The sequence below is a fragment of the Gilliamella sp. W8123 genome (genome assembly GCF_016101085.1).
In the GTDB taxonomy this organism is placed as follows: domain Bacteria; phylum Pseudomonadota; class Gammaproteobacteria; order Enterobacterales; family Orbaceae; genus Gilliamella; species Gilliamella apis.
In genome coordinates this window covers 439476-454742 of sequence record NZ_JACFRE010000001.1, presented here as the reverse complement: position 1 = coordinate 454742, position 15267 = coordinate 439476, and the positions used below count along the sequence as shown (strand labels likewise).

Genomic DNA, 15267 nt, shown 5'->3' with positions numbered 1-15267 from the left:
TCATGTCTGATATCCCAGCTTGCGATTTAGTTATTTTTGGCGCTAAAGGGGATTTAACGAGGCGTAAACTTTTACCGTCTCTATATCAATTAGAAAAATATGGAAAGTTACCAAAACAGACAAAAATTCTAGGTGTAGGCCGTGCTGATTGGGATCAAAAGGCTTATGCTGAAGTAGCTAAAGATGCGTTGACCTCATTTATGTCCGAGCCTTTAGATGAAAGTGTTTGGCAACGATTTAGTCAGCGTCTTAACTTTCATAAATTAGATGTTAATGATATATCCGGGTTTGATTCTTTGAAAAATAAACTTGAAAAATCACATCCTGCTATTTTTTATTTTGCTATGCATCCTAATGCATTTGGAACTATTTGCCAGGGATTAGCCGCAGCAGGTTTGAACCAATCTCAAAGTCGAATTGTCATGGAAAAGCCATTAGGTTTTGATTTACAATCATCGAAAGAAATTAATGATTCAGTTGCAAAATTTTTTAGTGAGTCACAAGTTTATCGTATTGACCACTATTTAGGTAAAGAGTCAGTTTTAAATTTACTTGCATTACGCTTTGCTAATCCAGTTTTTGCTGCATTTTGGGATAGAAATTCAATCGATCATGTTGAAATAACTGTCGCTGAACAAGTTGGAATTGAGGGACGTTGGGGGTATTTTGATAAAGCTGGACAAATGCGTGATATGGTGCAAAATCATTTATTGCAAATTCTTACTATGATAGCCATGTCTCCTCCAGCAAATCTTGACGATAATAGTTTGCGTAGAGAAAAGATTGCAGTACTGAATGCATTACGTCCAATTAATAAAGCTAATATTCGTGAAAAAGTAGTTAGAGGCCAATATACGGCTGGATTTGTTAATGGTATTAATGTGCCTGGTTATTTAGAAGAAGATGGTGCTAATAAACAAAGTAATACGGAAACATTTGTTGCTATTCGTGTGGATATAGATAATTGGCGTTGGGCAGGGGTTCCTTTCTATTTAAGAACGGGTAAACGCTTACCAAGCAAATGTTCTGAAGTTGTGGTTTATTTTAAATCTTTACCGCTTAATTTATTTAGCGAATCTTATTCAGAATTGCCACAAAATAAACTAACTATCCGTTTACAGCCAGATGAAGGTATGGACATTGAAATTTTAAATAAAGTTCCTGGCTTAGATAGTACTCATAATTTACAAACTACTAAGCTAGACTTAAGTTTTAGAGAAACATTTCATCAACATAGTGCTGATGCTTATGAGCGTTTATTATTAGAAGTGATGCGTGGCAGACAAGCTTTATTTGTTCACCGTGATGAAGTTGAAGCAGCATGGAAATGGGTTGATTCAATTATTAGCGCTTGGAATTTAGATAATGAATCACCAAAAACCTATCCTGCAGGTACTTGGGGGCCTGTCGCTTCAGTGGCTTTGATCACCAAAGATGGTCATTCATGGCATGAATTTGAATAGAGGAATTGCGAAAATGTTTACATTAAATAAATATTCAAACAGTCAAATATTGATTGAAGATTTAGCCGCCCATATTGTCAAAGAACTAAAAAAGGCTATTGATAAAAAAGGACATGCTTCTATCGCCGTGTCTGGTGGAAAAACACCTATACCACTATTTAAATTACTAAGCCAACAAGATTTAGATTGGCATAAGGTTTTTATTACATTAGTTGATGATCGATGGGTAGCTGATACTGATGATGCAAGTAATGAGAAGTTAGTATTAACTTATTTACTACAAAATAAGGCTAAATTAGCTAATTTTGTCGGCTTGAAAAATAGTTGTGATAATCCATTCGACGGTGCAGAAATTACCGATAAAATATTAAATAAAATTCCGATGCCATTTGATGTGTTAATTTTGGGAATGGGTGAAGATGGACATACTGCCTCGCTTTTCCCTGGCGCAGCTAATTTAATGGCGGGGTTAGATATGAAATCCGGTCGCAAAGTTATCGGTATGACACCATTAACCGCTCCACTTGATCGTATTACCTTAACATTACCTACTATTTTAGATAGTGAAAATATCTATTTACATTTAGTTGGTGAAAGTAAAATGCAAGTACTTGAGCAAGCAGAACAAGGCGACGATATTAATCAAATGCCTATTCGTGCAGTTTTGCAGCAAAACAAAGTTAATGTTATTGGTTTTTGGACTGCTTCTTAACTAAATCAAGATTGCCAGTTCTGACTGGCAATATTCTAATTTTCAGTCTGGTACTAAAATCTATTGTTACCAAAAATCATTTATCTTTTATATTTATAATGCTCTGATCAACAGCATTTTTTATTAGAAAACATAACGTTTAGTATTTAATAACTACATCCATAATTCCTTTTAATATTTTTTATCACTTTATTCCAGTTGTTAGTATTTACTAGCAGTTATAGACATTTTTTACATTGGTAGAAATAAATTAATTAAACATCTATTATTTTATTAACTTTTGTGGTAAAAAGTGGGGTAAAGTGGTGAAAAATAGGGTTTTAATTAACATATTGATTTTTTTATAAATTAAAAACAATAAAAATTGTTAATTATGGTGCTTTCATGTTTAGTGGTGCAATTTCAATCAATTTAGATAGTAAAGGGCGAATAGCAATTCCTACTCGTTATCGTGATTTTTTGTCTGACGGTTTAGTTTGTACCATTGGTTTGTATCATCCTTGTTTAACGCTCTATTCAATGTCTGAATGGCAAAAAATTGAATTTCAACTGTCAACATTGTCGACTATTGTTGAAGTAGAAAGAAGAATTAAAAGGCTACTATTAGGTTATGCAACGGAATGTAATTTAGATAATGCTGGACGTATTTTACTTCCACCAACTTTACGTACTTATGCAAAACTAGAAAAACATACTATGTTTGTCGGCCAATCTAATAAATTTGAAATTTGGGATGAAGGAATATGGTATCAACAAATTAGTGATGATATTGCTGCGTTACCAACAGATATTGAAAACTTATCAGATAATTTAAAAAATCTAACAATTTAATAAGAGTAAATAACAATGGATTATCAACATAAAACAGTTTTATTAAATGAAGCTGTAGAAGCATTGAATTTAAAAAAAAACGGTATTTATGTTGATGGGACTTTTGGCCGTGGTGGTCATTCTCGTTTGATCCTCGAACAATTAGGTGACAAAGGAAAACTAATAGCAATTGACCGTGATGATAGGGCTGAGCAAGCAGCATGTCAGATAAATGATCCTAGATTTACTTTTGTTAGAGGTGAATTTTCTAATGTATATCAATATATTAATGAATTAGGGTTACTAGGTTGCGTTGATGGTTTTTTGTTAGATTTAGGTGTGTCATCACCTCAATTAGATGATCCAGAAAGAGGATTTTCTTTTATGAAAGATGGACCACTTGATATGCGAATGAATAATCATAAAGGTATAACTGCAAGTGAGTGGTTACTAAATAGTGATGAAAATGATATTGCATGGGTATTAAAAACTTTTGGTGAGGAAAAATTTGCTAAACGTATCGCGCGGGCAATTGTCGAGCAAAATAAGGTAGCACCAATCACTCGTACCTTAGAATTAGCGGGTTTAATTGAAAAAGTGACTCCGAAGAAAGATAAAAATAAACATCCAGCAACACGCTCATTTCAAGCTATTAGGATTTACATAAATAGTGAACTTGAGGAAGTTGAACAAGCATTAAATAGTAGCTTGTCAATACTGGCTAATCAAGGAAGACTTGCTGTGATTAGTTTTCATTCCTTAGAAGATAGAATCGTAAAACAATTTATTAATAAACAGAGTAAAGGTCCAAATTTACCTGCAGGGTTACCATTAACAGAACAACAAATTAAACAATATGGTAATGCTAAATTAAAATCACTTGGCAAAATTAAGCCGAGTAATGATGAAATATATGGTAACCCGCGTTCACGTAGCGCGATATTAAGGATAGCAGAAAGGAAAAATGAATAGTAACCAAAACAATGAAATTTATAACAGAACTAGTGTAGAAATACACAATCAAAAAAGACCAAGCAAAAGTTTATTTGGATTAATCCTTAATGATTTGCTTGGTCATCAAAAGATTTCATTATTGTTATTGTTACTTATTATTATCTCAGCTGGTGCTATATTGATAACAACACAGCAGGTACGTAAACAATTATTTGAACGTGAACAATTACTACTTGAACAAGATGTATTAGAAAGTGAATGGCGTAATTTAGTTATTGAAGAAAACGTGCTTGCAGATCCAAAACGGATTGAAGAAAAAGCTAAAAATCAATTAAGTATGTCGTATGTTACACCTCAAAATGAAACCGTTATTGTGATAAAGAGTAAATAATGAAGTTTGCCAATAAAAATAAAAAAGATAACGTAAGACTTACTACGAAATCGAATAAAGGGAATAAATTAAACAGTAAAAAGCAAGTTTTTACGCTTAATCGATTCTACCTAGTATATGGCTTTATTATTTTAGCCATTATTGGTTTGTTGATTAGATTGGCTATTTTACAAATAATTGAACCCGATAAACTTATTGCTGAAGCCAATAAACGTTCCATTCGTCATCAAGAAATGAGTGCGCCGAGAGCGATGATTACTGATCGTAATGGCAGAGCACTGGCCGTTAGCGTCCCAATGTATGATGTTTGGGCTGATCCGAAAATAGTTGTGCAGAAAGGTGGGGTTGATGCCAATGATATTCGTTGGCAAGGATTAGCGAAAACGTTAAATATTCCAATGTCGACATTAGAACAAAAATTGAGTAATCCATCGATGCGTTTTGTTTATTTATCTAAACAAATTACACCAACTATATCGGATTATTTAAAAAAATTGAAATTACCAGGAATATCGTTTGCTAAGACTTCAAAACGTTATTACCCTGCAGCAGAAAATATCGCCCAATTAATTGGCTTAACAGATACCGATGAAAACGGTACAGAAAAAGGTTCTGAAGGTATCGAAAAAAGTTTTAATAAATGGCTTATTGGTGAATCAGGACAACGTGTAGTAAGACGAGATAGAGTTGGTCGTGTTATTGAGGAGCTAGAAAGAACAGAAAGTGAAATTGCTTCTGATTTAACGTTAAGTATTGATGAGCGTTTACAGTCGCTCGTTTATAGCGAGCTTAGCCAAGCTGTTACTTTTAATAAGGCTGATAGTGGTACAGCTGTTTTAATCGATGTTCATACTGGTGAGATTTTAGCGATGGCAACCAGCCCATCCTATAATCCAAATAATCGTTCTTCAATTGATTATAATTTGTTACGAAATCGAGCCATAACAGATGCATTCGAGCCAGGTTCAACAGTTAAACCTTTAGTTGTTATGGCTGCATTAGAAAAGAAAATAGCTGATTTGAACACTATCATAGATACTAGACCGTTTTTAGTTAACCGCTATGAAATAAAAGATGTTTCTTATCAAAAAGCACTGAATTTGGCTGGTATTTTGGAAAAATCCAGTAATGTAGGGGTAAGTAAATTAGCACTGCAAATGCAATCAGGTGATCTTGTTGAGTTTTATAGTCGTTTTGGCTTAGGCCAACCAACAGAACTTGGTTTAGGCGGTGAAGTTAGTGGTTCTATTGCTGCCGATAGAACAAGAAAATGGGCGGATATAGAGCGTGCAACTTTTTCTTTTGGTTATGGCTTAAGTGTTACCCCATTACAATTAGCTCGAGCTTATGCAACTATAGGTAGTTATGGTGTTTATCGACCGGTTTCAATATTAAAAGTGACAGAACCCGTAGAAGGTAAACGGGTTGTAAGTGAAAAAATAGCTAAAACTGTAGTGCAATTGATGGAAGCTGTGGCAGTAACCGGTGGCGGAACTAAAGCCTCAGTTCCTGGATATAGTGTCGGTGTTAAAACGGGTACAGCTAAAAAACTAGCTGGTGGTCGATATGTCAACCAGTATTTAGCTTATACCGCAGGTATTGCACCGGCAACAGGGCCAAAATATTCACTAGTTGTGGTAATTGATAATCCAAAAGCAGGGCAATATTATGGCGGCTCTGTTTCCGCACCTGTTTTTAGTCGAATTATGGGTGGTGTTCTTAGAACAATGAACGTTAAACCAGACCGCCAAGTAGATGGCCAAATGATCGTATATTAGTAGGTAACAAATAATGGCAACTAACACATTTAAAACGTTATATAAATTATTAGGTGGGAGTGATCTAGAACTAGATGATTTTCCGCTTAATCATTTGATAATTGATAGTCGAAAAGTAAATAAAGATGATGTTTTTATTGCTATTAAAGGTTATACCGTTAATGGTCGGGATTTTATTCCGCAAGCTATCTCATCTGGTGCTGCTGTAGTTTTAATTGAAACAAATAGAAAATCAAATGATTTGAAAATTGATTATCTTAAACAAAAAAATAAGAAAGCTATTCCACAAATAAGTATATTTCAGCTTTCTCAAAAATTATCAAAAATTGCAAACGACTTTTATTGTTCACCATCAAAAAACTTATCGGTTATTGGTGTAACAGGAACTAATGGTAAAACAACAGTAACTCAGCTTATTGCACAATGTGTAACTTTGTTAAATAAAAAAGCCGCATTATTGGGTACGATAGGTAATGGTATTTATAATCAACTTGAGCCTTCATTAAATACGACTTTATCGGCTATTGAAGTTCAATCTGCTTTAGCCGAATTTATCACGCAACAAGTTCAAGTTGTCACCATGGAAATTTCGTCCCATGGTTTAGCGATGAATCGAGTAAAAGCATTAAATTGTGCTGCAACAGTGTTTACTAATTTAAGTCGTGATCACCTTGATTATCATAAAACCATGAATAAATATGCTAAAGCAAAATGGTCATTATTCAGCGGTGATGAACACGAAAAGCAAGTTGCTAGTTCAGGTAAATCAATTATTAATTATGATGATGAATACGGACGGCGTTGGATTGACAAATTATCAAGTGTTACGGTTGTGTCATGTCAACCTAAATCATTGCGCCGTTTAAAAACATTGGATAAGCCTTATGTTGGCGTATCAATGATTGAATATCATGATAAAGGGGCCAAAATTCATATGGAATCGAGTTGGGGTAATGCTATTATTCACAGCCGATTATTAGGTGAATTTAATGTATCAAATGTATTGTTAGCAATTGCGACCTTGTTGACTCTTGATTATCCATTTTTTGCTGTTGTTAATATGGCATCATATCTTAAGCCGATCTGTGGTCGTATGGAAGTGGTACATGTAAAAAATAGTCCAACAGTCATTATTGATTATGCACATACCCCAGATGCATTACAAAAAGCATTACAAGCAAGTCGTATTCATTGCAAAGGCCAATTATGGGTGATTTTTGGTTGTGGTGGCGATAGAGATACAGGTAAAAGACCTTTAATGGCCGAAGTCGCGGAACAATTTGCTGATAAAATTGTATTAACAAATGATAATCCACGTACTGAAGATGAAGCTAAAATTATTCATGATATAGAGCAAGGTTTAAGCAATATTAAAAATACACAAGTTATTACTGATAGAGTTACAGCTATCCGAGAAACGCTTGCTCAGGCTAAAGCTGATGATGTGATCTTAATTGCTGGAAAAGGACATGAAGATTACCAAATTATTGGTAAAACTAAACATCATTATTCAGATCAAGAAACGGTAAAACAGATTTTAGGAGTAGAGAATCTATCATGATTCCTTTAGTTATTAAACAAATTGCAACAATCGTCAATGGTACATCTTATCATCTTCCAGATGAAGAATTGGCTATTAATGAAATATGTACTGATTCACGAAAAATTACTGATCAATCACTATTTATTGCATTGGTAGGTGAAAAATTTGATGGTCATTTATTTGCTAAACAAGCTATTGACGATGGTGCTATTGCGGTAATTGTAAATCGTAAAATCGATGATGATATTCCTCAAATAGTGGTCAATGATACTTATATAGCCTTAGGTCAACTAGCTGAATTTGTAAGAGATAAAAGTTCAGCAAAATTTGTTTCGTTAACTGGTTCATCGGGCAAAACCTCCGTCAAAGAAATGACTGCTAATATTTTACAACAATGTGGTGAGACTCTTTATACTCAAGGTAATTTTAATAATGATATAGGTGTGCCACTAACATTACTACGATTAAAGAAGCAAGACCAATTTGCAGTTGTTGAATTAGGTGCCAATCATATTGGTGAAATTGCTTATACTACACGCTTAGTTAAACCAAACAGTGCGCTGATTAATAATATAGCTTTGGCGCATATTGAGGGATTTGGTTCTCTTGAGGGTGTAGCAACAGCTAAAGGTGAAATTTTTGAAGGATTAGCTGATAACGGAATTGCAATTATTAATTTGGAAAGTTGTTCTGATAAATGGTTAGCTATGCTCAAAAATAAAACTGTCTGGACCTTTTCGATACATAATTCAGCTGCTGATTTTTATGCTAGTAATATTGAAATTATGGATCAGACTACTTTCACATTACATACACCAATTGGTGATAGTGAAATTACCTTACCGTTAGTTGGTGAGCATAATATATCAAATGCCATAGCTTCATCTGCTTTAGCAATATCTGTAGGAGCAACGTTAACACAGGTTAAAAAAGGTTTAGCTGCGTCAAAATCGGTAAAAGGGCGATTATATCCTGTTAGATTAAATCAAACGCAGTTAATTTGGGATGATTCTTATAATGCTAACGTAGGCTCAATGTCTGCTGCTATTCAGGTTTTAGCAACACAGCCCGGATATAAAGTATTAGTCGTTGGTGATATGGCTGAATTGGGTAACGATGCAAACATTTATCATCAACAAATCGGCGAGTTAGCTAAACAACAAAATATTGATTGTGTTGTTAGTGTCGGCCAGTTAAGTGAATTAATCAGTCAATTTAGTGGTGTTGGCCATCATTTTATTGATAAACAAAGTGCTGTAGATTATTTATTAAACTTACTACGTCTACATCCAACTTTAACTATGCTAGTCAAAGGATCACGTAGTGCAAAAATGGAAGATCTTATCGTGGAAATTCAAACAAAAATAGGTCAGGATTAAAATTATGTTGGTGTGGATATCAGAATATTTAGTTAAATATTTTACTTTCTTTAATGTTATTTCTTATCTTACGGTAAGGGCTATTTTAGCGCTATTAACTTCATTGACCATTTCGCTAATTATGGGGCAAAAAGTCATTGATTGGTTGCAAAAATTGCAGATTGGTCAAGTTATCCGTAATGATGGTCCGGAATCTCATTTAAGTAAAAAAGGAACACCAACAATGGGGGGAACGCTTATATTGGCCTCCATTTCAATTTCAGTATTTTTATGGGCTGATCTGCGAAATCCTTATGTTTGGGTAACATTATTTGTATTACTTGGTTATGGTATTGTTGGCTTTGCAGATGATTATTTAAAAGTTATACGTAAAAATACAGCGGGTCTAATTGCTCGATGGAAATATTTTTGGCAGTCAGTTATTGCATTAATTGTTGCTTTTGGTCTTTATGCTTATGGAAAAGATAGTTCTGTTACAGTACTAGTTGTACCATTCTTTAAAGATGTTATGCCGCAATTAGGATTGTGGTTTATCTTATTGACTTATGTCGTCATAGTTGGCGCTGGTAATGCAGTGAATTTGACCGATGGTCTCGATGGATTGGCAATCATGCCAACAGTTTTTGTTGCTGCTGGTTTTGCACTTGTTTCTTGGGCAACTGGTAATGTTAATTTTGCTGCTTATTTACATATTCCATATATTAAATTTAGTGGCGAATTAATGATTGTTTGTACAGCTATTATTGGTGCTGGTCTTGGTTTTTTATGGTTTAACACTTATCCGGCAATGGTCTTTATGGGCGATGTTGGTTCATTAGCTTTAGGTGGTGTGTTTGGGATTATTTCTGTTTTACTCAGACAAGAGTTCTTATTGTTAGTTATGGGTGGTATTTTTGTTATTGAAACCTTATCTGTAATTTTACAAGTAGGATCCTTTAAATTAAGAGGTAAACGAATTTTTCGAATGGCACCAATTCATCATCACTATGAATTAAAAGGTTGGCCAGAACCAAGAGTTATTGTTCGGTTTTGGATTATTTCACTGATGTTAGTGGTAATTGGTTTATTAACTTTGAAATTACGCTAAATAATATTAGAGCAGGATTAAATCATGGTTGATTATCAAGGTAAAAAAATTGTTATTATCGGATTAGGTATTACAGGACTTTCCTGCGTTAACTATTTTCTTGCTCAAAATGTTATACCGAAAGTAATTGATACTCGTTCATCTCCTCCAGGATTAGAGCAATTAGATAAGCGAGTTATTTATCATTTAGGTAATTTAAATACAGATTGGCTATTTGAGTCTGACTTGATTATTGCTAGTCCAGGTATTGCTTTATCAACACCTGAATTACAAAAAGCTGCTGAACTCGGTATTGAGATTATTGGGGATATTGAACTTTTTTGCCGTGAAATTAATCAACAAACAAATAAAAAAGTTATTGCCATTACCGGGGCAAACGGTAAAACGACTGTCACTACTTTGGTTGGCGATATTATAAAAGCAGCTAGTATAAAAGTTGGTGTAGGTGGCAATATAGGTGAACCCGCTTTATCATTATTGCAACAAGACTGTGATGTTTATGTCCTTGAACTATCAAGTTTTCAATTAGAAACAACATCAAGTTTACAAGCTTCAGTGGCAACAATTTTGAATATTTCTGAAGACCATATGGATCGTTATCCACTAGGATTGTTGCAATATACTGAAGCGAAACAACGCATTTATCATAATGCAAAATGTTGTGTTATTAACTATGATGATAAATTGACTAAACCGTTTGGTAAACAACAACATTGTGTCTCTTTTGGATTAAACAATGGAGACTATCATTTAGATGAGAAGTATGAACATTTAATTGCACAAAATCAGCCTGTTTTATCAACTAAATCAATGAAACTAATCGGCTGTCATAATTATCTGAATGCTTTGGCTGCTTTAGCTATTGCTGATAATTTACAGATCCCACGAGATTCAAGCTTACAAACAATTTCTAATTTTCAAGGTTTACCTCATCGTTTTGAATTAGTATTTGATAACAATAATGTCAAATGGATTAATGATTCTAAAGCCACTAATGTCGGTAGTACTGAAGCGGCATTGAAAAGTGTTATATGTAATGGAAAACTATTTTTATTGTTAGGTGGTGATGGTAAATCGGCAGACTTTACCCCTTTGATTCCTTATTTAAAAAGTAGAAATATTGAAATTTTCTGTTTTGGCCGAGATCGAGATTTGCTTGCTAATTTAGCCCCTGAAATCACAACTGTTACGTTAACTATGTCTGAAGCCATTCAGTGTATAGCTAAAAAAGTAGTCGCAAATGATGTCGTGTTGCTCTCTCCAGCTTGTGCGAGTTTAGACCAATTTAAAAACTATATTGAGCGTGGAAATCTATTTGCACAACTTGCCAAACAGTATGGTTCAAGGAGTGATACATGACATTCTTCTGGATAAAAAAACAAGTTAATCCCAATATTCCATTTGATAATCAACTACTTTGGACTGTAATTGGTTTAATAGTATTTGGTTTAATTATGGTGACATCTTCATCAATGGCGTTTAATGAGAGTGATCCATTTTTCTATACGCAACGAGAGTTGATTCAAATCGGAATGTCGCTCTTTTTAATGGGTATCACGTTATATATTCCGATGCAACGTTGGCAACAATTTGGATCAGTTTTATTAATCCTTTCAATTATTATGTTGATAGTGGTTTTAGGGATTGGTTCTTCAATCAACGGTGCGTCTCGTTGGATCCCATTAGGTGTTTTTAATTTTCAGCCAGCTGAACTTTCTAAATTATCGTTATTTTTATTTTTAGCAGGTTATTTAGCCCGTAAGTCAGAAGAAGTCCAAAGCGGCTTTTGGGGCTTTTTCAAACCTATGGTGGTTATGGCAGTTTTGTCAATTTTGTTACTTAAACAGCCTGACTTAGGTACTGTAATTGTATTATTTATGGTAACAATAGGTATTTTATTTATTGCTGGCGCTCAATTATGGCAATTTATTGCGATTTTACTAACTGGAGTCGGTGCTGTAGTTTGTCTTATTTTATATGAGTCTTATCGTTTAACGCGTTTAATGACATTCCTTGATCCGTGGCAAGATGCAACTGGTGCTGGTTATCAGCTCGTTGCATCATTAATGGCAATTGGTAATGGTGGTATTACTGGACAAGGAATTGGTAATTCTATTTTTAAATTACGCTATTTACCTGAATGTCATACCGACTTTATTTTCTCAATTATTTCAGAAGAGTATGGATATATTGGTGTTGCTGCGTTATTGCTATTACTCTTCTTTCTAACTTTCAAAGCATTAGCAATCGGCTATCGAGCTTTGAATGAAGGTTCTCAATTTTCGGGCTATTTGGCTTGTGAAATTGGTATTTGGTTTGGATTTCAAACTTTTGTTAATGTTGGTGTCACCTCCGGTATGTTACCGACAAAAGGTTTAACTTTGCCATTTATTAGTTATGGAGGCTCAAGCCTTATTGTGATGAGTATTGCGGTTGCAATATTACTGAGAATAGATTTTGAGTTTAGACAACAACAAACTCAAGCAAGAATAAGGTCGATAAAATAATGAAAAAATTATTAGTCATGGCTGGTGGAACCGGTGGTCATGTATTTCCAGGTATTGCCGTTGCTCATTATTTAATGAAGCAAGGTTGGCAAGTGAGATGGCTAGGCACTGCAGACCGTATGGAAGCACATTTAGTGCCAGAAAATGGTATTGATATTGATTTTATCCAAATATCAGGTTTGCGAGGTAAAGGTAAAATGGCGTTATTAAAAGCGCCTTACAAAATATTAAAAGCGGTTTTGCAAGCAAGAAAAATCTTAAAAAATTATCGTCCTGATGTCGTTTTAGGTATGGGAGGATATGTTTCCGGACCGGGTGGTATTGCTGCTAAATCTTTAGGCATTCCGGTTGTATTACATGAACAAAATGGTATAGCAGGTTTAACTAACAAATCTTTAGCTAAAATTGCGACCAGAGTTTTACAAGCTTTTCCAACAGCATTTCCTAATGCAGAAGTTGTTGGAAATCCTGTTCGTAGTGATTTATTAACGATTAAAGAACCAAGCGAAAGATTTAAAGATCGACAAGGCCCAATTAGAGTCTTGATTATGGGCGGAAGTCAAGGAGCCAAAGTCATTAATGATGTTGTACCTCAAGTAATTACAAGATTGTCTGATAAGTATGTTGTTTGGCATCAAACAGGCAAAGGTATGTTAGATGATGTACTTAAATCATATCAGCATTGTGATATGACAAATAATCGTGTGACAGAATTTATAACAGATGTCAAAGAAGCTTATGATTGGGCTGATATCGTAATTTGCCGTAGTGGGGCATTAACTGTAAGTGAGATTGAAGTTGTTGGTATTGGAGCTATTTTCGTACCATTTATGCATAAAGATCGCCAACAATTTTGGAATGCGAAATCTTTAGCAGATATTGGTGCAGCAAAGATAATTGAACAACCAGATTTCAATATTGACTCACTATTTACGTTACTTGAAAATTTGAGTCGCGAAGATTTAGTTGAAATGGCTATTAAAGCAAAAAGTTTATCAATTATAAATTCGACGGAAAGAGTAGCCGAAACGCTTATTTCGGTGGTAAAATAGTGAATTTTATATATAATTTTAAGTAATGGTCTTATTGATGTGTTTGATATTTAATCTTAATTTGTTTGACAAATGATTGTCCAATAAATTTTTAAATACCGAATACTAAATAAGAAGTAACTAACTAGCTAGGGGTTTAAGTGTGAATACTAAGGAATTAGCTGAATTAAGAGCAATCATTCCAGAAATGAAACGAGTCAAACATATCCATTTTGTTGGTATTGGTGGCGCGGGCATGGGCGGTATTGCCGAAGTTCTTGCTAATGAAGGATATCAAATTAGCGGTTCAGATATTGCTGAAAATCCTGTAACTCAGCATTTAGAAACATTAGGTGCTAAAATTGTTATTGGTCATGCTGCTGAAAACGTCCTGAGTGCTAGTGTTGTGGTTATCTCTTCGGCTATTTCTCAGGATAATATAGAAGTTATTGCAGCTAGAGAGGCTCGGATACCAGTGATTCAAAGAGCTGAAATGTTAGCTGAGTTAATGCGTTTTCGATATGGTATTGCTATCGCTGGTACCCATGGTAAAACAACCACTACAGCAATGGTTACTTCTATATATGCTGAAGCTAAACTTGATCCAACTTTTGTTAATGGTGGATTAGTAAAAGCGGCAGGAACACATGCTAGATTAGGTAGTAGCCGTTATTTTATTGCTGAAGCAGATGAAAGTGATGCTTCATTTTTACATCTACAGCCTATGGTCTCTATAGTCACTAATATCGAACCTGACCATATGGATACCTATCAAGGAAGTGTAGAAAATCTTAAACAAACCTTTATCTCTTTTTTACGCAATCTTCCTTTTTATGGTTTAGCCGTCATGTGTTATGACGATCCGATTAATCGCGAGTTGTTACCGGTTGTTGGTCGTAAAATTATAACCTATGGGTTTAGCGAAGAAGCCGATGTTGTGATTAAAAATTATCGCCAAGAAAGAGGTGTTAGCTATTATACAGTTTGCCGTCCAGATAGAGATGATTTACAAATTGAATTGAATGCTCCAGGTAAACATAATGCTTTAAATTCCGCAGCAGCGATTATTGCAGCAACAGAGGATGGTATTGATGATGATTCAATTGTACGCGCGCTGGCAAAATTTGCAGGTACTAGTCGACGTTTCGATCTTCTAGGTATTTTCCCTTACGGCAATGATAAAGATATAATGATGGTTGATGATTATGGGCATCATCCTAGTGAAGTCAATGCTACAATTCAAGCGGCTAGAAATGGTTGGCCAGATCGGCGTTTAGTTATGTTATTTCAACCACATAGATATACGCGAACTAGAGATTTATTTGATGATTTTGCCCAAGTACTTTCTCAAGTTGATGCATTAGTTATGTTAGATGTTTATTCTGCTGGAGAACAACCTATTGCTGGTGCTGATAGTCGTTCACTTTGTCGTTCAATTCGTAATCGAGGAAAAGTGGATCCAATTTATGTTTCAGATTTAGATCTGGTACCGGAAATTATGAAAGAAATATTACAAGGTGGAGATTTGTTATTAACACAAGGCGCTGGTAGTGTTGGTCGGATTGCCCGTCAATTAGCTGGTAGTCAATTATTTTCAAAAGGGGTTTTATAA

13 protein-coding genes are annotated in these 15267 nt (G+C 34.6%); all 13 read left to right on the top strand.

From position 1 onward, the window contains the following. Positions 1-2 precede the first annotated feature (2 nt). Entirely contained in the window at positions 3-1463 is a 1461-nt protein-coding gene (zwf, locus tag H3T56_RS02070) for a glucose-6-phosphate dehydrogenase (protein WP_065578135.1), read from the top strand. Positions 1464-1476: 13 nt separating this feature from the next. Beyond that, positions 1477-2175: a 6-phosphogluconolactonase gene (pgl, locus tag H3T56_RS02065; protein ID WP_065578134.1), complete on the top strand. Its 699-nt coding sequence runs from the start codon at positions 1477-1479 to the stop codon at positions 2173-2175. A gap of 384 nt (positions 2176-2559) precedes the next feature. Further along, positions 2560-3006, top strand: coding sequence for a division/cell wall cluster transcriptional repressor MraZ (gene mraZ / locus H3T56_RS02060; RefSeq protein WP_065578133.1), 447 nt, complete (start codon positions 2560-2562; stop codon positions 3004-3006). Positions 3007-3021: 15 nt separating this feature from the next. After that, complete coding sequence (rsmH, locus tag H3T56_RS02055; protein ID WP_199283261.1) at positions 3022-3957, top strand: 16S rRNA (cytosine(1402)-N(4))-methyltransferase RsmH; 936 nt, start codon at positions 3022-3024, stop codon at positions 3955-3957. After that, positions 3950-4330 (top strand): cell division protein FtsL, encoded by a 381-nt coding sequence (ftsL, locus tag H3T56_RS02050; protein ID WP_065578131.1) that lies wholly within the window; start codon positions 3950-3952, stop codon positions 4328-4330. The genes rsmH and ftsL overlap by 8 nt, the downstream gene beginning before the upstream one ends. Then, positions 4330-6108, top strand: coding sequence for a peptidoglycan glycosyltransferase FtsI (gene ftsI, locus H3T56_RS02045; protein ID WP_034901166.1), 1779 nt, complete (start codon positions 4330-4332; stop codon positions 6106-6108). Before ftsL ends, ftsI begins: the two co-directional genes overlap by 1 nt. A 13-nt stretch (positions 6109-6121) precedes the next feature. Then, entirely contained in the window at positions 6122-7669 is a 1548-nt protein-coding gene (gene murE, locus H3T56_RS02040) for a UDP-N-acetylmuramoyl-L-alanyl-D-glutamate--2,6-diaminopimelate ligase (RefSeq protein WP_065578130.1), read from the top strand. Beyond that, positions 7666-9030 (top strand): UDP-N-acetylmuramoyl-tripeptide--D-alanyl-D-alanine ligase, encoded by a 1365-nt coding sequence (gene murF / locus H3T56_RS02035; protein WP_065578129.1) that lies wholly within the window; start codon positions 7666-7668, stop codon positions 9028-9030. Before murE ends, murF begins: the two co-directional genes overlap by 4 nt. A gap of 4 nt (positions 9031-9034) precedes the next feature. Next, positions 9035-10117, top strand: a complete 1083-nt coding sequence (mraY, locus tag H3T56_RS02030; RefSeq protein WP_065578128.1) for a phospho-N-acetylmuramoyl-pentapeptide-transferase — start codon at positions 9035-9037, stop codon at positions 10115-10117. Between the two features lie 24 nt (positions 10118-10141). Beyond that, positions 10142-11476, top strand: coding sequence for a UDP-N-acetylmuramoyl-L-alanine--D-glutamate ligase (gene murD / locus H3T56_RS02025; protein WP_198191891.1), 1335 nt, complete (start codon positions 10142-10144; stop codon positions 11474-11476). Beyond that, positions 11473-12624, top strand: coding sequence for a cell division protein FtsW (gene ftsW, locus H3T56_RS02020; RefSeq protein ID WP_081298822.1), 1152 nt, complete (start codon positions 11473-11475; stop codon positions 12622-12624). The genes murD and ftsW overlap by 4 nt, the downstream gene beginning before the upstream one ends. Further along, positions 12624-13676 (top strand): undecaprenyldiphospho-muramoylpentapeptide beta-N-acetylglucosaminyltransferase, encoded by a 1053-nt coding sequence (gene murG, locus H3T56_RS02015; protein ID WP_198191890.1) that lies wholly within the window; start codon positions 12624-12626, stop codon positions 13674-13676. Before ftsW ends, murG begins: the two co-directional genes overlap by 1 nt. A gap of 142 nt (positions 13677-13818) precedes the next feature. Further along, positions 13819-15267: a UDP-N-acetylmuramate--L-alanine ligase gene (gene murC / locus H3T56_RS02010; RefSeq protein WP_065578125.1), complete on the top strand. Its 1449-nt coding sequence runs from the start codon at positions 13819-13821 to the stop codon at positions 15265-15267.